Origin of the sequence: Streptomyces sp. Ag109_O5-10, from assembly GCF_900105755.1 — a bacterium.
Taxonomy (GTDB): domain Bacteria; phylum Actinomycetota; class Actinomycetes; order Streptomycetales; family Streptomycetaceae; genus Streptomyces.
Genome location: NZ_FNTQ01000001.1, coordinates 3,255,576 through 3,270,931 on the forward strand (window position 1 = coordinate 3,255,576; position 15,356 = coordinate 3,270,931).

A 15,356-nucleotide genomic window follows, 5' to 3' on the forward strand; every position below is an offset into this window, starting at 1 on the left:
CCGCAGCGTACCGGTGCCCCACCCGCACGGCGGAGCCGGTCCGTCCGGACCGCCCACCAGGGCGTATCCGATCGGCACGGGCTAGCCTGAAGCCCACCGAGCGGGCAGAAGGGACCGAAAACCACGCAAGCAGTACTCCGGTAGGTAAAGGAAGCAACCCCATGGCAGCCGGCGCTCCCCGCATCTTCGTCTCGCACCTCGCCGGTGTCCCCGCCTTCGATCCCACCGGCGACCAGGTCGGCCGCGTCCGGGACCTCGTCGTCATGCTGCGCGTCGGCCGCCGCCCGCCCCGGCTGCTCGGCCTGGTCGTCGAACTGTCCACCCGGCGACGCGTCTTCGTGCCCATGACCCGCGTGACCGGCGTCGAGTCCGGCCAGGTCATCACCACCGGCGTGGTCAACGTCCGCCGCTTCGAGCAGCGCCCCACCGAACGCCTGGTCTTCGGCGAACTCCTCGACCGGCGCGTCCAGCTGGTCGAGACCGGCGAGGAGGTCACCGTCCTCGATCTGTCCGTGCAGCAGCTGCCGGCCCGCCGGGACTGGGAGATCGACCGGGTCTTCGTCCGCAAGGGGAAGAAGGGCGCCTTCCGGCGGGCCAGGGGAGAGACGCTCACCGTCGAGTGGTCGCAGGTCACCGGGTTCTCCCTGGAGGAGCACGGCCAGGGCGCCGAGAGCCTGCTCGCCACCTTCGAGCAGCTGCGCCCCGCCGACCTCGCCAACGTGCTCCACCACCTCTCCGCCAAGCGCCGCGCCGAGGTGGCCGCGGCCCTCGACGACGACCGCCTGGCCGACGTCCTCGAAGAGCTCCCGGAGGACGACCAGATCGAGATCCTCGGCAAGCTGAAGGAGGAGCGGGCGGCGGACGTCCTGGAGGCCATGGACCCGGACGACGCGGCCGACCTGCTCGCCGAACTCCCGGAACCGGACAAGGAACGGCTGCTGAGTCTGATGGAGCCGGCGGACGCGGCCGAGATGCGGCGCCTGATGTCGTACGAGGAGCACACGGCGGGCGGTCTGATGACCACCGAGCCGATCGTCCTGCGGCCCGACGCGACCGTCGCGGACGCCCTCGCCCGGGTCCGCAACCCCGACCTCTCCCCCGCCCTGGCCGCCCAGGTCTACGTCTGCCGGCCGCCCGACGAGACCCCGACCGGCAAGTACCTGGGCACCGTGCACTTCCAGCGGCTGCTGCGCGACCCCCCGTACACCCTGGTCAGTGCGCTGGTCACGGACGACGACCTGCAACCCCTGGACCCCGACGCCACGCTCCCGGTCATCGCCGGGTTCTTCGCCACGTACGACATGGTCGCGGCGCCCGTGGTGGACGAGGCGGGGTCGCTCCTCGGCGCGGTGACCGTGGACGACGTCCTCGACCACATGCTGCCGGAGGACTGGCGGGAGACCGAGTTCCACCTGGACGAGGGGGACGAGCAGGAGAAGGAGCAGGCGGCGGGGAAGGGGGCGGGGCTCCATGGCGCCTGAGCGCGAGAGCGCCCGTGAGCGGACGCCGTCCGGCGCGACCGCGGCCGGCCGGTCGCGCGGCCACCGTCTGGACCAGCCGCGCGCGCCGCGGCGCAGGCTGCTGCCGGAGTGGGACCCGGAGGCCTTCGGACGCCTCTCCGAGCGCATCGCCCGCTTCCTCGGCACCGGACGGTTCATCGTCTGGATGACGGTCGTGATCATCCTCTGGGTGCTGTGGAACATCGCGGCACCCGGCAAGCTCCGGTTCGACGAGTACCCGTTCATCTTCCTGACCCTGGCCCTGTCCCTGCAGGCCTCCTACGCGGCCCCGCTGATCCTGCTCGCGCAGAACAGGCAGGACGACCGCGACCGCGTCAACCTCGAACAGGACCGCAAGCAGAACGAGCGGTCCATCGCCGACACCGAGTACCTCACCCGGGAGATCGCCGCCCTGCGCATGGGCCTGGGCGAGGTGGCGACCCGGGACTGGATCCGTTCCGAGCTCCAGGACCTGCTGAAGGACATGGACGAGCGGCGGGACGGGCATCACGAACATGCCGTATTCCCGGCAGAACGGTCGGCCAGGCGTGACGTAGACGACCGGTGAGGGGCGTTATAGGGGTGCTGCGGCGCGCCGTACCATCGGGGGTATGGCTAGCGAAGACGCGGTGCGCGAGGCATTGGCGACGGTGAACGACCCCGAGATCAACCGACCCATCACCGAACTGGGGATGGTCAAATCGGTGGCCATCGGGGAGGACGGCGCGGTCGCGGTCACCGTGTACCTGACCGTCTCCGGCTGCCCCATGCGGGACACGATCACCCAGCGCGTCACCGAGGCGGTCTCCCGCGTCGAGGGCGTCACCCGCGTCGACGTCACCCTGGACGTGATGAGCGACGAGCAGCGCAAGGAGCTGGCCTCCGCACTGCGCGGCGGCCAGGCCGAGCGCGAGGTCCCCTTCGCCAAGCCCGGCAGCCTCACCCGCGTCTACGCGGTCGCCTCCGGCAAGGGCGGCGTCGGCAAGTCCTCGGTCACGGTCAACCTGGCCGCCGCGATGGCCGCCGACGGCCTCAAGGTGGGCGTGGTCGACGCGGACATCTACGGCCACTCCGTGCCGCGCATGCTCGGCGCGGACGGCCGCCCGACCCAGGTCGAGAACATGATCATGCCGCCGTCGGCCAACGGCGTGAAGGTCATCTCCATCGGCATGTTCACCCCGGGCAACGCCCCGGTCGTCTGGCGCGGCCCGATGCTGCACCGCGCCCTCCAGCAGTTCCTCGCGGACGTCTACTGGGGCGACCTCGACGTCCTCCTCCTCGACCTCCCGCCGGGCACCGGCGACATCGCCATCTCGGTCGCCCAGCTGGTCCCGAACGCCGAGATCCTGGTCGTGACGACGCCTCAGCAGGCCGCCGCGGAGGTCGCGGAGCGGGCGGGCTCCATCGCGGTCCAGACCCACCAGAAGATCGTCGGCGTGGTCGAGAACATGTCCGGCCTGCCCTGCCCGCACTGCGGTGAGATGGTCGACGTCTTCGGCACGGGCGGCGGTCAGACCGTCGCGGACGGCCTGACCCGCACGACGGGTGCGACGGTCCCCGTCCTCGGCTCCATCCCCATCGACGTCCGCCTGCGGGAAGGCGGCGACGAGGGCAAGCCGGTCGTCCTGACCGACCCGGACTCCCCGGCCGGCGCGGCCCTCCGCGGCATCGCCGGCAAGCTCGGCGGCAGGCAGCGAGGCCTCTCCGGCATGTCCCTGGGCATCACTCCGCGCAACAAGTTCTGAGGGGTACCCGCAGCGCCCCGTCAGGGGCGCTGGGGCCCCCGGCCGAAGGCTGGGGGCGGAACTGCGCGACCGGCCACTGCGCACCCGCGGTCGCGCGACGACCGCACCCCCTGCGGCGAAGGGGCGCCCCCACCGGCGCCCCTTTTCTCATGCGTACGCGGCAACGTCCTTGATCACCGCGAACCCCAGCCCGTACGCCGACATCCCCCGCCCGTACGCCCCGAGGTGCACGCCCTCGGCCGTGGACCCGGCGAGCACCCACCCGAACTCCGACTCCCGGTAGTGGAACGGCGTCGCCACCCCGTCGACCGGCAGCGACAGCGTCGACCACTCCGGCCCGGTCAGCTCGTCGGCCAGCTCCCACGCCGTCTCGGTCTGCTGCTCCAGCCAGTCGTCCCGCAGGCTGTGGTCCATCTGCCCCGGCCAGGTGAAGGACAGCAGCCCGACCCCGGCCAGCCACGCGGCGGACGACACCGACGTGGCCTCCAGCAGCCCGGTCCCGTCGGCGCTGCGCCGGGACGGACTCGCCGCGACGGTCACGACGACCGCGAACTTCTCCCGCGGCTCACCGACGGACGCGGCGAGGTGCTCGTTGCGCACCGACGGCTCGTCGCCGTGCCCGATCGACCCGTGCTCCACCGCACCGTCGGCCGCCGTGCCCACCTGCATCAGCCAGCGCGGCCCCGTGAACGCCTCGTCGAGGCCGTACCAGGGGAAGGGCGCCTCCAGGTAGCCGTCGACCGTACGGCGGGCGGAGGGGGCCTGCTGGGCACCCTCCGCGACCGGCGCCTGTCCGTCCACCCGACTTGTCGTCTCCATCTGCCCGGACGCCTCCTAGCTCTCGTCGGCCCGAAGCGGCCCGCCCCCCTTCGGGCGCACTCGTCCGGTCCGCACAACAACTCGGCAGCATATCGACACAGCTGGGACCAGCCGCGAAACCGCCCGGTGCGTGGGTCGCGCGGGCGGCTGGTTCGGGCCGTAAGAGACAAATGAGCGGCGCACACGCGGTATGAAACGCGTCACGTGCGCCGCTCTTGCGCGGGTCGGTGATCGGGACTCAGGTGGCGTCCGCGTCGTAGGGCGGGCGGTCGTCCGGGCCCGGGTCCTCGGGCTTCTTGGTCATGTCGAGCCGGCCTCTTCCCGACGAACCGCTCCCGGAGGACGACGGCGAGGAGTCGGTGTCGCGGCTGTGCACCGCGTCCGTGACCTCGGCCATCTCCTTCTTCAGGTCGAAGCCGTTGCGGATCTCCTTCAACCCCAGCTCGTCGCTGTCCAGGTGCTTGCGGATGAAGGTCTTCGGGTTCAGGTCCTCGAGCTCGAAGTCCTTGAACTCGGGGCCGAGTTCCTGCCGGATGTCTTCCTTGGCGCTCTCCGAGAACTCCCGGATCTTGCGGATGGTCCGCATGACGTCCTGGATGACCTTCGGGAGCTTGTCCGGACCGAAGACGAGCACGGCGAGCACAATGATCGTCACCAGCTCGAGTGGTCCTATGTCATTGAACACCTGAAGCTCCTTGCGATGTCCTCGGTCTCGGCCCCCCGGTCGCTGTTGCGGCTGTTCCGTGGTCCGGGCCGGGTCCACGGTACCCGGCGGACCTGTCCGACCGGTACTGCCCGAGGTGTCCGACTGCGTGTGTACGACCGGTTTTCCGGGTTGTTTGCCTAGTCGCGGCACGAGTGCGGGCCCGCCTGTGACGTTTCTGTCAGTTCCTGTCCGCAGAGCCGCCCGCCGAGGCCGCGGGCGCGACGACGTGGTCGCTGGTGAGGGCATGCCCGCGGCAGCGCCCGGCGGGCATGGCCGGGTCGCGGGATTCGACCAGCTTCGCGAGTCGCCGCGCGGGGCCGTTCAGCAGGTGGGCAGCGGCCGGTCAGCGGGCCGCGCGCGAGGAGCGGGACGAGGACGGGGAGGGTGTGGTGTCGGGGACGGGTGCGGCGAGCAGGCTGGTGCCGGTCGCCTCGGGAACGGTGGTCCACGAGGTGAGAGCGAACGGCGGATTGGTGCTCAGCGGTCGTATCAGCGGGGAGACCGCGGCCGCGCCGGCCATCACCGGGGCGGTCAGTTCCCGCAGCTTCTGCTGCGCGGCGGCCGGGGAGGGCACTCCGGGCAGCAGCGGCGCGGACACCGAGGTGGGGACGGCGGGGGCGGAGCCGAGCAGGGTGCCGGACGACAGCAGCGGGGTGAGCAGGCGGCGGCGCTGCGAGTCGGCGGCCCCGGTCGTGCCCGAGCCCGCCGTGCCGGCCGGGGCGACGCTGCCGCCGCCGGTGCCGCTGCGGGTGTCGGCGGCCGGGGTGCCGGGCAGGCCCGCGGTGACGCCGCCGAGGGCGACCGCGGCGAGCGAGACCGCGCCGGCGGCGACGAACGCGAACCGCATGCCGCGCGAGGCGGAGCGGTCGGCGTCCGGGCGGCCGACGGGGTGGATGCGGAAGCCCCGGCCGGCGGCCGCGGCCGGGTCGTGCGGGCGGGCGGGGACGTAGCCGAACTCGAAGCGGTCGTCCCGGCTCAGGCCGAAGATCCCGCTGTCGGATCCGCGTCCCGAGGGGTCTCCCCCGCCGAACGGCGAACCACCGCCGTCCTGGTCGCCGCCCGCGGGCAGCCCCTGGAGACGGGCGAGGAAGCTCTCGGAGGGCGGGGGCGGGGCGGCCGCCGCGAAGACGTTCTTCAGGGCGCGCTGGGCGTCCGCCTCGGCCTTGCACCGGGCGCAGGTCGCCAGGTGGGCCAGGACGCGCTCACGCGTCTCGTGACCGAGCTCTCCGTCCACCAGGGCGGAGAGTCGGTCTCCCAGGTGCTGCTCGGCGAGCTGCCGCTCGGCCGGTTTCGGTCGTGATCCACTCACGCGGTCGCGCCCCCTCCTCCCAGTGCGGGAACACGGGGCACGAAGGAGCGGCGCTCGGCCTTGCGCGCCTGCGGGGAGCGGTGCGCGAGAGCCTTGCGCAGCTGGGAGCGGCCGCGGTGGATACGGGAGCGGACCGTGCCGAGCTTGACGCCGAGGGTCGCGGCGATCTCCTCGTACGACAGGCCTTCGATGTCGCAGAGCACGACGGCGGCACGGAACTCGGGCGCGAGGGTGTCCAGGGCCTGCTGCACGTCGGCGTCGAAGTGCGCGTCGTTGAACGCCTGCGAGGGGGTGGGCTCGCGGCTGGGCAGGCGCTCGGCCGCGTCCTCGCCGAGGGCGTCGAAGCGGATGCGCTGCTTGCGGCGGACCATGTCGAGGAACAGGTTGGTGGTGATGCGGTGCAGCCAGCCCTCGAAGGTGCCCGGGGAGTAGGTCGACAGGGAGCGGAAGACGCGGACGAAGACCTCCTGGGTGAGGTCCTCGGCGTCGTGCTGGTTACCGGTCAGGCGGTAGGCCAGGCGGTAGACGCGGCCGCTGTGTGTGCTGACGATCTCCTCCCACGTGGGCGGAGTCCATGCCTGCCCGTCCGCGTCGGTGGAGAAGGTCGCGGTCCGGTCCTCGCCCGTGGCGAGCGCGGTGGCGTGGCTGGGGTCAGCAGCGGTGTCGTTCACGGATTTCGGCCTGCCTGCCGATCCGAGAAAGCGCCGCAGCACTCCTCCCCGATCCCCAGGCGCGGCCGCACCTCCCCTGTCGGCTCTGGTGGTGTCCAGTGGAGCCCCTACCATAGCCACCTCGCCCGTTAGCACCGGATAAGCGGTTTTACAAGAATTTGATCTGTGCTGGTACGGCTCGTCCGGCCACGACAGCGGGTGGTGGTCCGCCGTCTCGTCACCGTGATCCATTCGTGTCCCCCCGCCTTCTGTTCCACCCCTCTAAACGCCTGGTCCCATCTGCGGGTTCCCGACGCCAACGGATACAGTCACGCCCAGGCAACCACGGGGACAGGAGAGGGTCATTACCGGCAACCGGCAGACGAGCTGGGCGTTCGCCGACGCCTTTGTCGCCGAGGACGAAGCGCTGCGGTGGGCCCGTGACCGGGCCCGCGAGGCAGGGCTGCGCTCGGTGTCGCCCGGCACGGGCGCCGCGCTGCGCATGCTCGCCGCCTCCGTGGACGCCAAGGCGGTCGCCGAGATCGGTACGGGGTGCGGGGTCTCCGGGATGTACCTGCTGCACGGCATGCGTCCGGACGGCGTGCTGACCACCGTGGATCCGGAGCCGGAGCACCAGCAGTTCGCCCGGCAGGCCTTCCGTGCCTGCGGCTTCGCCAGCAACCGGGCCCGCTTCATCCCCGGCCGGGCGCTCGACGTGCTGCCCCGCCTCGCGGACGCGGGCTACGACCTCGTCTTCTGCGACGGGGACCGCCAGGAGTACTCCGACTACCTCGCTGAATCGTTGCGCCTGCTGCGCCCTGGTGGCCTGGTGGTCTTCGAGGGCGTCTTCGCCAACGGCCGCACCGTCGACTCCGGGCCGCAGCCGACCGAGGTGCTGCGGCTGCGCGAGCTGCTGCGCACCGTCCGGGAGAGCCCGGAGCTGGTGCCGTCACTGCTGCCGGTGGGCGACGGGCTGCTGTGCGCGGTCAAGCGGTAGGCCTCGCGGGCCGGGAGCGGGTCCGCGTCGACGCGGGAAGTGCGCGTGAACGGCACCGCCCCGGCACCGCTTAGGATGCCGGGGCGGCCGAAAGGGTGTGGTCGCTGACGCCTCAGACGACGACGTTCTTGAGGGCGTCGGCAAGCGCCGCGGCCTCGTCAGGGGTCAGCTCGACGACGAGCCGACCGCCGCCTTCGAGCGGAACGCGCATGACGATGCCCCGCCCCTCCTTGGTCACCTCGAGCGGGCCATCACCCGTCCGCGGCTTCATGGCCGCCATGCTGGTTCCCCTTCCTGAAAACAGCTCATCGTCTGCCGACGGCCCTCGAGGGCACGCGCGGTCTCTGGCGGGACACGCGACTCCGGCATCGAACACATTGCTTCCAAGCCATTATCCCGCATCTCAGGACCCGATGACCAACATCAGTCGGCATCGCTTGGGCAACGCACGCGAGCAAAACCACTCAATTCGGCGATGTGACTGCGATACTTCGCCGCCTCGTGTCCTTACGCCGACCGAGTCGGCTCCGGAATTCTTTGACGCAGGTCACACGGCCGCTCCGGTCCCCCGGTAAAGATCTCCGCCATGCTGTCCCTCGGACACGGACGTACTGAGCGGTACGTCAGCCGCGGCGACGCGGACGAACGACGACCGGCGAACGACGACCGACGAAGACGACGGAGGGGACGCACCATGACCGACACCGTGCTCTACGAGGTGGGCGACGGGCTCGCGACGATCACGCTGAACCGCCCCGAGGCGATGAACGCGCTGAACATCGCGACGAAGGAGGCCCTTCGGGAGGCCGCGCAGGAGGCGGCGGCTGACACGGCTGTCCGGGCGATCCTGCTGACCGCCGCCGGGGACCGGGCGTTCTGCGTGGGCCAGGACCTCAAGGAGCACATCACGCTGCTCGCCTCCGACCGGGAGACCGGGGCGGGACGGACGATGACGACGGTACGCGAGCACTACAACCCGATCGTGCGGGCGCTGGTGTCCGCGCCGAAGCCGGTCGTCGCCGCGGTGAACGGGGTGGCCGCCGGCGCCGGTCTCGGGTTCGCCCTCGCGGCGGACTACCGGGTGGTCGCCGACACGGCCGCTTTCAACACGTCGTTCGCGGGGGTGGCGCTGACCGCGGACTCCGGCGTCTCGTGGACGCTGCCGCGGGTCGTGGGACCGGGCCGCGCCGCCGACCTGCTGCTCTTTCCCCGGAGCATCAGTGCGCAGGACGCGTACGAGCTGGGCATCGCGACCAAGGTGGTGCCCTCGGCCGAGCTGCGCGCCGAGGCCGAGAAGGTGGCCCGGAAACTGGCCGAAGGGCCGACTGTGGCGTACGCGGCGCTGAAGGAGGCCGTCGCCTACGGGCTCACGCACTCCCTCGACGAGACGCTGGACAAGGAGGACGAGCTGCAGGCCCGGGCCGGGGCCTCCGAGGATCACGGGATCGCCGTGCAGGCGTTCGTGAACAAGGAGAAGCCGAAGTATCTGGGGCGGTGACGGTCGTGGGGAACTGCGGGTGAGTGGGGGCCGAGCGCGCAGTTCCCCGCACCCCTCGCGGGGCGCTGTCCCCTACGGGGATTTCCGGGCCACGCAGGTTTCGAGGTGGTCGTCGACCAGACCGCACGCCTGCATCAGGGCGTACGCCGTCGTCGGGCCGATGAAGCGCAGGCCGCGTTTCTTCAGGGCCTTGGAGAGGGCCGTCGACTCGGGGGTCACCGCCTGTACGTCGGCGATGGTCTTCGGCGCGGGCCGGGTACCCGGCTCCGGGGCGTGCGACCAGATCAGGGCGTCCAGCTCGCCCGGCCCCCACTCGGCGAGGATCTTCGCGTTGGCCATCGTCGCGTCGATCTTCGATCTGTTGCGGATGATGCCGGGGTCGGCCAGCAGGCGGTCGCGGTCCTCGTCGCCGAACGCGGCCACCTTCTCGATGCGGAAGTCGGCGAAGGCGGCCCGGAAGCCGGGGCGGCGGCGCAGGATGGTGATCCAGGAGAGGCCGGACTGGAAGGCCTCCAGGCTGAGGCGTTCGTAGAGGGCGTCGTCACCGTGGACCGGGCGGCCCCACTCGTCGTCGTGGTACGACACGTAGTCCGGGGTGGACAGCGCCCAGGGGCAGCGCAGCCTGCCGTCCGGCCCGGGAACCGCCCCGCCTTCGATCAGGCCGGTCGTCTCGCTCATGGCCGGTCCTCCGGCTCGGGCTTGTCCAGCGAGGTGTGCGGGCCGTGCGACGTGTGCGGGCCGTGCGACGTGTGCGGGCCGCGCGGCCCGGCCTGGGCGCCGGCCAGCGCGGACTCCAGGTCGGCGATCCGTGCGTCGCGCTCCGCGAGCTCGGCGCCGAGGCGGTTGAGCGCGTCGTCGACGTCCGCCATGCGGTAGCCGCGCGGGACGAGCGGGAAGCGGATGCTCTCCACGTCCGCGCGGTTCACCGGGCGGTCCGGGGGCAACGGGTCCTCGATCCGCTCGGGCGCCACCTCGGGCAGCGGTCCGCTCTCGCCGCCGCTCACCACGGAGAGGGTGACCGCGGCGACCACGACCGCGAGCGCGACGACGAGGAACAGGAACATAACCATCGCGGTGGGCCCCCAGGCTCGGTGAAGCTCGGTGCAGCAGCACTCGTGGTGCTCAGTGTGCTCGATGTCGAATGTGTCTCTGTCCGATCGTGCCATGCGAGTCTGACAGTTAGGGTCGCAGGCGGTCGCACCGAGGGAATTGCTACGGGAGGTCACAGGCGATGCTCAGGCTGGGCAGGCGGGAATTCGGGCCGAACGAACCGGTGATCATGGCCATCGTGAACCGGACGCCTGATTCCTTCTACGACCAGGGGGCGACCTTCCGGGACGAGCCGGCCCTCGCGCGCGTGGAGCAGGCGGTGGCCGAGGGGGCCGCGATCATCGACGTCGGCGGGGTGAAGGCCGGGCCGGGCGAGGAGGTCGGCGCCGAGGAGGAGGCACGCCGCGTCGTCGGGTTCGTCGCGGAGGTACGCCGCCGCTTCCCGGACGTCGTGATCAGCGTGGACACCTGGCGGGCGTCGGTCGCGGAGGCCGCCTGCGAGGCCGGGGCGGATCTGCTGAACGACGCGTGGGGCGGGGTGGACCCGGGGCTGGCGGAGGTCGCGGCGCGGTACCGGGTGGGGCTGGTGTGCACGCATGCGGGCGGGGCGGAGCCACGGACGCGGCCGCACCGGGTGACGTACGACGACGTCGTGGCCGACATCCTGCGGGTGACCCTGGGACTGGCCGAGCGGGCCGTCGCGCTGGGGGTGCCGCGGGAGTCGGTGCTGATCGACCCCGGACACGACTTCGGCAAGAACACCCGGCACAGCCTGGAGGCGACGCGGCGGCTGGGCGAGATGGTGGAGACGGGGTGGCCGGTGCTGGTCTCCCTGTCCAACAAGGACTTCGTGGGCGAGACCCTGGACCGGCCGCTGAAGGAGCGGCTGGTCGGGACGCTGGCGACGACGGCGGTGTCGGCGTGGCTGGGGGCACGGGTGTACCGGGTTCACGAGGTGGCCGAGACGCGCCAGGTGCTGGACATGGTGGCGTCGATCGCCGGCCACCGCCCTCCGGCAGTGGCCCGCCGGGGCCTGGCGTAGCGCCCTGGGGGCCAAGCCCCCGGACCTCCCGGGCCCTCGCCCACCACCCACCCGGCCCGGTGGGCCGAGAGGTGCACGCACCGGCTTCTCGGCGGAGCGAGTCGTGGGGGTGGTGGGTTGGTGGGAGAGCGGTCCGTCGGCTCAGCGGGCCGCTTCCTTGGAGACCAGGCCGACTGCCTCCTCGACGTCGTCCGTGACGTGGAAGAGCAGGAGGTCCTTCTCGGCCGCCTTGCCCTGGGCGACCAGCGTGTTCTTGAGCCAGTCGACCAGGCCGCCCCAGTAGCCGCTGCCGAACAGGACGATCGGGAAGCGGGTGACCTTCTGGGTCTGGACGAGGGTGAGGGCCTCGAAGAACTCGTCGAGGGTGCCGAGGCCGCCGGGCAGGACCACGAAGCCCTGTGCGTACTTGACGAACATCATCTTCCGCACGAAGAAGTAGCGGAAGTTGAGGCCGATGTCGACGTACGGGTTGAGGCCCTGTTCGAAGGGGAGCTCGATGCCGAGGCCGACCGAGACGCCGCCCGCTTCGAGGGCACCCTTGTTCGCCGCCTCCATGGCACCGGGCCCACCGCCCGTGATGACCGCCCAGCCCGCCTCGACCAGGCCGCGGCCCAGCTTCACGCCCGCGTCGTACTCCGCGGTGTCGACCGGTGTCCGCGCCGAGCCGAACACGCTGATGGCGGGCGGCAGTTCGGCGAGCGTGCCGAAGCCCTCGATGAACTCCGACTGGATGCGCAGCACCCGCCAGGGGTCCGTGTGGACCCAGTCGGAGGGGCCGCCCGCGTCCAGCAGCCGCTGGTCCGTCGTGCTCGCGGTCACCTGACCGCGCCGTCGGAGGACCGGTCCCAGGCGCTGCTCGTCCGGCGGTACCTTCTTCCCCTCGGGGTTCCCGGTAGGCATGTGCGCGCTCCCTCCGCTTGCAGGTGTATCCGCCCCAGCGTAGATCCGCGTGGGTTACACGCGCGGGACGTCGGCATGTCGGGCGCGCAGCGCCGTCGTGGGGCTCAGCTGGTCAGCCAGGCGCGCAACCGCTCCTCACCCGCCAGAATCTTGCCGATTTCCACCCTTTCGTCCCGCTTGTGAGCCAAGTGCGGATTGCCGGGGCCGTAGTTGACCGCGGGGACGCCGAGGGACGAGAAGCGGGAGACGTCGGTCCAGCCGTACTTGGGCATCGGCGTGCCGCCGACCGCCTCGATGAAGGCGGCCGCGGCCGGGTGGGAGAGGCCGGGCAGCGCGCCGGGGCTGTGGTCGTCGACCACGAACTCCTCGACCCCGCAGCCGTCGAAGACCTCGCGGACGTGGGCGATGGCCTCGGCCTCGGAACGGTCGGGGGCGTACCGGAAGTTCACGGTGACCACGCACGCGTCGGGGATGACGTTGCCCGCGACCCCGCCCGAGATGCCGACCGCGTTCAGGCCCTCGCGGTACTCCAGGCCGTCGATGACCGGGTGGCGCGGCTCGTAGGCGGCGAGGCGGGCCAGGATCGGGGCGGCCGCGTGGATCGCGTTGGAACCCATCCAGGAGCGCGCCGAGTGGGCCCGCTCGCCGGAGGTCTTCAGCAGGACGCGCAGGGTGCCCTGACAGCCGCCCTCGACCTCGCCGTCCGAGGGTTCGAGGAGGACCGCGAAGTCGCCCGCCAGCCACTCGGGGTGGGCCTCGGCGACGTGCTTGAGCCCGTTGAGGTCGGCGGCGACCTCCTCGTTGTCGTAGAAGACGAAGGTCAGATCGCGGTTGGGGGACGGGACGGTGGCCGCGATGCGCAGCTGGACCGCGACGCCCGACTTCATGTCGCAGGTGCCGCAGCCCCACAGCACGCCGTCCGCGTCGAGCCGGGAGGGCACGTTCTCCGCGATCGGGACGGTGTCGATGTGACCGGCCAGGATCACGCGCTCGGGGCGGCCGAGGCTCGTCCGGGCGATCACGTTGTTGCCGTACCGGTCGACCGTCAGGTGCGGCAGGGCGCGCAGCGCGCTCTCGATCGCGTCCGCGAGCGGCTTCTCGGTGCCGCTCTCGGAGGGGAGGTCGACTAGCTGCGCGGTGAGCGCGGCGGCGTCCAGCGTGAGGTCAAGCGAGGGGTCGGCCATGGCCCCGACCCTAACGCGCGCGATCCCGTGGGCCGGTTCACAGGCTTGCCGCCCCAGGGGTGATCGGCTCGTACTCTCCAGTATGTTGTACGCGTGCCAGAGCCGTCCCCCATCCGCCCCAAGCGTCGCGGCCGTGTCCTGCGTTTCGTGTCGGGCTTGCTCATCCTGTGCGCTGTCGGCGCGTATCTGGTCGTCCAGTACGTCACCGGCGGCGGTGGCGCCGAGGGCTGCAAGGTCGTCTCGGGCCGAAGCGACGACGAGTCGTACCAGTTCACGCCCGAGCAGGCGGTGAACGCGGCGACGATCGCCGCCGTCGGCACCGGCCGCGGGATGCCCGAGCGGGCCGTGGCCATCGCCCTGGCGACCGCGATCCAGGAGTCGGGGCTGCGCAACATCAAGCACGGCGACCGGGATTCACTGGGTCTGTTCCAGCAGCGGTCCTCGCAGGGCTGGGGCACCCCGAAGCAGATCCTGGACCCGGCGTACGCGGCGGGCATGTTCTACGCCCACCTGGCCAAGGTGCGCGACTACGAGACCCTGCCGCTGACGGTGGCCGCGCAGCGCGTGCAGCGCAGCGGTTACCCGGAGGCGTACGCGAAGCACGAGACCGACGCCACGCTGCTCGCGGCGGCCCTGACCGGGCAGGCGGCGGCCACCCTGACCTGCGACGGGCGCCCGGCTGCCGCCACCGCGGAGGCGGCAGCGACGGCGACGGGCCCGGACGCGGTGCGGACCGCGCTCGTACGGGACTTCGGACGGGACGCGGTCGAAGAGGCCGGCGCCGAGGTGAGCGAGTCGGCCACGCCGACCCCCACCCCCACCGTGACCGCCACGGCGCACGGGCGGACCGTGACCGTGCCGGTGCCGGAGGGGACGAAGACCGACAAGTCGGGGCGCACCGAGAGCGAGCGGGGCTGGCAGCTGGCGCACTGGGCGGTGGCCAACTCGTCGGCGCTGCACATCGAGCGGGTCTCGTACGCGGGCCGGGAGTGGGCCGCCGGGAGCACGGACAGCCGGTGGCAGCCGGTGTCCGGTTCGCAGAGCACGGGCGGTGCGGAGAAGTCCGCGGGCTCGGTGCGGATCGTGACCGGGCAGTAGTTCGGGGGGTCCCTCCGGCGGGTCAGCCGGGACACGCCGGATCCGTGGTGTGCTCACGTTTTCGCACGGTCACTCGCGCATGCGTGAAACCCCCTGGGCGCGTTGGGCCGTAAGGATTCTGCGGGGGCACCGACAGCGCGCCGTTTGCCCGTTTTTCCCCACACCCGATAATGCGATGCGTTATCAATTCTTTACCTTGGGCATCCGCAACCTTCGCGGGCTTCGAGCGGTAGTCACGGCGATCACGTTCCCTCCCGTCGAATGGAGCATCATGTCCCTCCCTCTGACCCGCCGGATCGCCCGTGCCGCGCTGCTCGTCGCAGCGGGAGCGGCTGCCGGGGTCGGTGCGGCCGGCTCCGCCGGCGCGGCCCCGAGTCTGCCGGCCGGCGCCCCGAACCTCGGCGGTCTGACCGCCCTGGACGGCGCGAGCGTCGGCAACACCGCCGACGCGGCGGCGCAGACCGTCACCGGGACCGTCGGCCGCACCGGTGGCGCGGCGATCGAGTCGGCGGTGCCCGCCGCCGGCCAGACCGGCGGCAAGGCCGTCAAGAAGGCGGCGCCGGTGGTGCAGCACACCGCGGGCGACGCGGCAGGATCCGCCGGCGGGCTGCTGGGTGAGACGGCGTCCACCGCGACCAAGGGTGGGCTGCCGACGGGTGGGCTCCCGGTGAAGGGGCTGCCGCTCGGGTAAGTGGGCCAACCGCTTGCCGAAAGGGGTCCGGGGGTTTCCCCGGGCCCCTTTCCGTTGTGCGTCAGCCGCGGGCCGGTGGGGGTTCCTCGCGCAGTTCCCCGCGCCCCTGACGGGGCACCACCGCCCGCGCACGCCCAAAAGGCCCGCTCGCCCGGCTCTCCATCCCCC

Annotated in this window: 17 protein-coding genes; 8 read left to right on the forward strand and 9 right to left on the reverse strand. The window is 72.1% G+C overall.

Annotated features, from left to right (window positions below):
* The first annotated feature begins 161 nt into the window (after positions 1-161).
* Genes BLW82_RS14815 through BLW82_RS14825 form a run of 3 tightly spaced genes read left to right on the forward strand, consistent with a single transcriptional unit; the run spans position 162 to position 3,244 of the window.
* Positions 162-1,481, forward strand: a complete 1,320-nt coding sequence (locus tag BLW82_RS14815) for a magnesium transporter MgtE N-terminal domain-containing protein (protein ID WP_093499240.1) — start codon at positions 162-164, stop codon at positions 1,479-1,481.
* Positions 1,471-2,067 carry a DUF1003 domain-containing protein gene (locus BLW82_RS14820; RefSeq protein WP_093499241.1) on the forward strand — a complete coding sequence of 199 codons (597 nt, stop codon included), beginning with the start codon at positions 1,471-1,473 and terminating at the stop codon, positions 2,065-2,067. The genes BLW82_RS14815 and BLW82_RS14820 overlap by 11 nt, the downstream gene beginning before the upstream one ends.
* A 43-nt stretch (positions 2,068-2,110) precedes the next feature.
* Positions 2,111-3,244, forward strand: coding sequence for an Mrp/NBP35 family ATP-binding protein (locus BLW82_RS14825; RefSeq protein ID WP_093499242.1), 1,134 nt, complete (start codon positions 2,111-2,113; stop codon positions 3,242-3,244).
* 147 nt (positions 3,245-3,391) lie between these two features.
* On the opposite strand, the gene BLW82_RS14830 is transcribed toward BLW82_RS14825, so the two are convergent.
* The 4 genes from BLW82_RS14830 to sigE form a co-directional block, all read right to left on the reverse strand.
* Positions 3,392-4,063: a hypothetical protein gene (locus BLW82_RS14830; RefSeq protein ID WP_093499243.1), complete on the reverse strand. Its 672-nt coding sequence runs from the start codon at positions 4,061-4,063 to the stop codon at positions 3,392-3,394.
* A gap of 238 nt (positions 4,064-4,301) precedes the next feature.
* The gene (locus BLW82_RS14835) at positions 4,302-4,748 is read right to left on the reverse strand and encodes a sec-independent translocase (protein WP_093499244.1); all 447 of its coding nucleotides are present in this window, start codon (positions 4,746-4,748) and stop codon (positions 4,302-4,304) included.
* Positions 4,749-5,112: 364 nt separating this feature from the next.
* Complete coding sequence (locus BLW82_RS14840; protein WP_093499245.1) at positions 5,113-6,078, reverse strand: zf-HC2 domain-containing protein; 966 nt, start codon at positions 6,076-6,078, stop codon at positions 5,113-5,115.
* On the reverse strand, positions 6,075-6,791 hold the full coding sequence (sigE, locus tag BLW82_RS14845) for an RNA polymerase sigma factor SigE (RefSeq protein ID WP_093499246.1): 717 nt from the start codon (positions 6,789-6,791) through the stop codon (positions 6,075-6,077). The genes BLW82_RS14840 and sigE overlap by 4 nt, the downstream gene beginning before the upstream one ends.
* 235 nt (positions 6,792-7,026) lie before the next feature.
* On the opposite strand from sigE, the gene BLW82_RS14850 reads away from it, so the two are divergent.
* Complete coding sequence (locus BLW82_RS14850; protein WP_093499247.1) at positions 7,027-7,725, forward strand: O-methyltransferase; 699 nt, start codon at positions 7,027-7,029, stop codon at positions 7,723-7,725.
* A gap of 112 nt (positions 7,726-7,837) precedes the next feature.
* Here the strand turns inward: BLW82_RS14850 and BLW82_RS14855 are convergent, their stop codons facing one another.
* On the reverse strand, positions 7,838-8,005 hold the full coding sequence (locus tag BLW82_RS14855; RefSeq protein WP_004950282.1) for a DUF3117 domain-containing protein: 168 nt from the start codon (positions 8,003-8,005) through the stop codon (positions 7,838-7,840).
* Positions 8,006-8,419: 414 nt separating this feature from the next.
* On the opposite strand from BLW82_RS14855, the gene BLW82_RS14860 reads away from it, so the two are divergent.
* Positions 8,420-9,223, forward strand: a complete 804-nt coding sequence (locus BLW82_RS14860) for a 2-cyclohexenylcarbonyl CoA isomerase (RefSeq protein ID WP_093499248.1) — start codon at positions 8,420-8,422, stop codon at positions 9,221-9,223.
* A 72-nt stretch (positions 9,224-9,295) separates the two neighbouring features.
* Here the strand turns inward: BLW82_RS14860 and BLW82_RS14865 are convergent, their stop codons facing one another.
* Positions 9,296-9,901 carry a DNA-3-methyladenine glycosylase I gene (locus BLW82_RS14865; RefSeq protein ID WP_371131342.1) on the reverse strand — a complete coding sequence of 202 codons (606 nt, stop codon included), beginning with the start codon at positions 9,899-9,901 and terminating at the stop codon, positions 9,296-9,298.
* Positions 9,898-10,293, reverse strand: a complete 396-nt coding sequence (locus BLW82_RS14870; RefSeq protein ID WP_093499249.1) for a DivIVA domain-containing protein — start codon at positions 10,291-10,293, stop codon at positions 9,898-9,900. The genes BLW82_RS14865 and BLW82_RS14870 overlap by 4 nt, the downstream gene beginning before the upstream one ends.
* A gap of 161 nt (positions 10,294-10,454) precedes the next feature.
* Here BLW82_RS14870 and folP point away from each other — a divergent pair, with 161 nt between their 5' ends.
* Positions 10,455-11,315: a dihydropteroate synthase gene (folP, locus tag BLW82_RS14875; protein WP_093499250.1), complete on the forward strand. Its 861-nt coding sequence runs from the start codon at positions 10,455-10,457 to the stop codon at positions 11,313-11,315.
* A gap of 141 nt (positions 11,316-11,456) precedes the next feature.
* Here the strand turns inward: folP and BLW82_RS14880 are convergent, their stop codons facing one another.
* Together BLW82_RS14880 and dapE are read right to left on the reverse strand one after the other, a co-directional pair.
* Complete coding sequence (locus BLW82_RS14880; protein ID WP_093499251.1) at positions 11,457-12,215, reverse strand: LOG family protein; 759 nt, start codon at positions 12,213-12,215, stop codon at positions 11,457-11,459.
* Positions 12,216-12,319: 104 nt separating this feature from the next.
* Positions 12,320-13,399, reverse strand: coding sequence for a succinyl-diaminopimelate desuccinylase (gene dapE, locus BLW82_RS14885; RefSeq protein ID WP_093499252.1), 1,080 nt, complete (start codon positions 13,397-13,399; stop codon positions 12,320-12,322).
* 147 nt (positions 13,400-13,546) lie between these two features.
* Here dapE and BLW82_RS14890 point away from each other — a divergent pair, with 147 nt between their 5' ends.
* On the forward strand, positions 13,547-14,497 hold the full coding sequence (locus BLW82_RS14890) for a VldE C-terminal domain-containing protein (RefSeq protein WP_093499253.1): 951 nt from the start codon (positions 13,547-13,549) through the stop codon (positions 14,495-14,497).
* Positions 14,498-14,768: 271 nt separating this feature from the next.
* The gene (locus tag BLW82_RS14895) at positions 14,769-15,188 is read left to right on the forward strand and encodes an ATP-binding protein (protein WP_093499254.1); all 420 of its coding nucleotides are present in this window, start codon (positions 14,769-14,771) and stop codon (positions 15,186-15,188) included.
* Positions 15,189-15,356 lie beyond the last annotated feature (168 nt).

Excerpts from the sequence above, each read along its gene's own strand:
- BLW82_RS14895 (WP_093499254.1), top strand. The coding sequence starts at position 14,769 with ATGTCCCTCCCTCTGACCCGCCGGATCGCCCGTGCCGCGCTGCTCGTC.
- BLW82_RS14865 (WP_371131342.1), bottom strand. The coding sequence starts at position 9,901 with ATGAGCGAGACGACCGGCCTGATCGAAGGCGGGGCGGTTCCCGGGCCG.
- BLW82_RS14825 (WP_093499242.1), top strand. The coding sequence starts at position 2,111 with ATGGCTAGCGAAGACGCGGTGCGCGAGGCATTGGCGACGGTGAACGAC.
- BLW82_RS14860 (WP_093499248.1), top strand. The coding sequence starts at position 8,420 with ATGACCGACACCGTGCTCTACGAGGTGGGCGACGGGCTCGCGACGATC.
- BLW82_RS14855 (WP_004950282.1), bottom strand. The coding sequence starts at position 8,005 with ATGGCGGCCATGAAGCCGCGGACGGGTGATGGCCCGCTCGAGGTGACC.
- dapE (WP_093499252.1), bottom strand. The coding sequence starts at position 13,399 with ATGGCCGACCCCTCGCTTGACCTCACGCTGGACGCCGCCGCGCTCACC.
- BLW82_RS14830 (WP_093499243.1), bottom strand. The coding sequence starts at position 4,063 with ATGGAGACGACAAGTCGGGTGGACGGACAGGCGCCGGTCGCGGAGGGT.
- folP (WP_093499250.1), top strand. The coding sequence starts at position 10,455 with ATGCTCAGGCTGGGCAGGCGGGAATTCGGGCCGAACGAACCGGTGATC.
- BLW82_RS14880 (WP_093499251.1), bottom strand. The coding sequence starts at position 12,215 with ATGCCTACCGGGAACCCCGAGGGGAAGAAGGTACCGCCGGACGAGCAG.
- BLW82_RS14820 (WP_093499241.1), top strand. The coding sequence starts at position 1,471 with ATGGCGCCTGAGCGCGAGAGCGCCCGTGAGCGGACGCCGTCCGGCGCG.
- BLW82_RS14870 (WP_093499249.1), bottom strand. The coding sequence starts at position 10,293 with ATGGTTATGTTCCTGTTCCTCGTCGTCGCGCTCGCGGTCGTGGTCGCC.
- BLW82_RS14815 (WP_093499240.1), top strand. The coding sequence starts at position 162 with ATGGCAGCCGGCGCTCCCCGCATCTTCGTCTCGCACCTCGCCGGTGTC.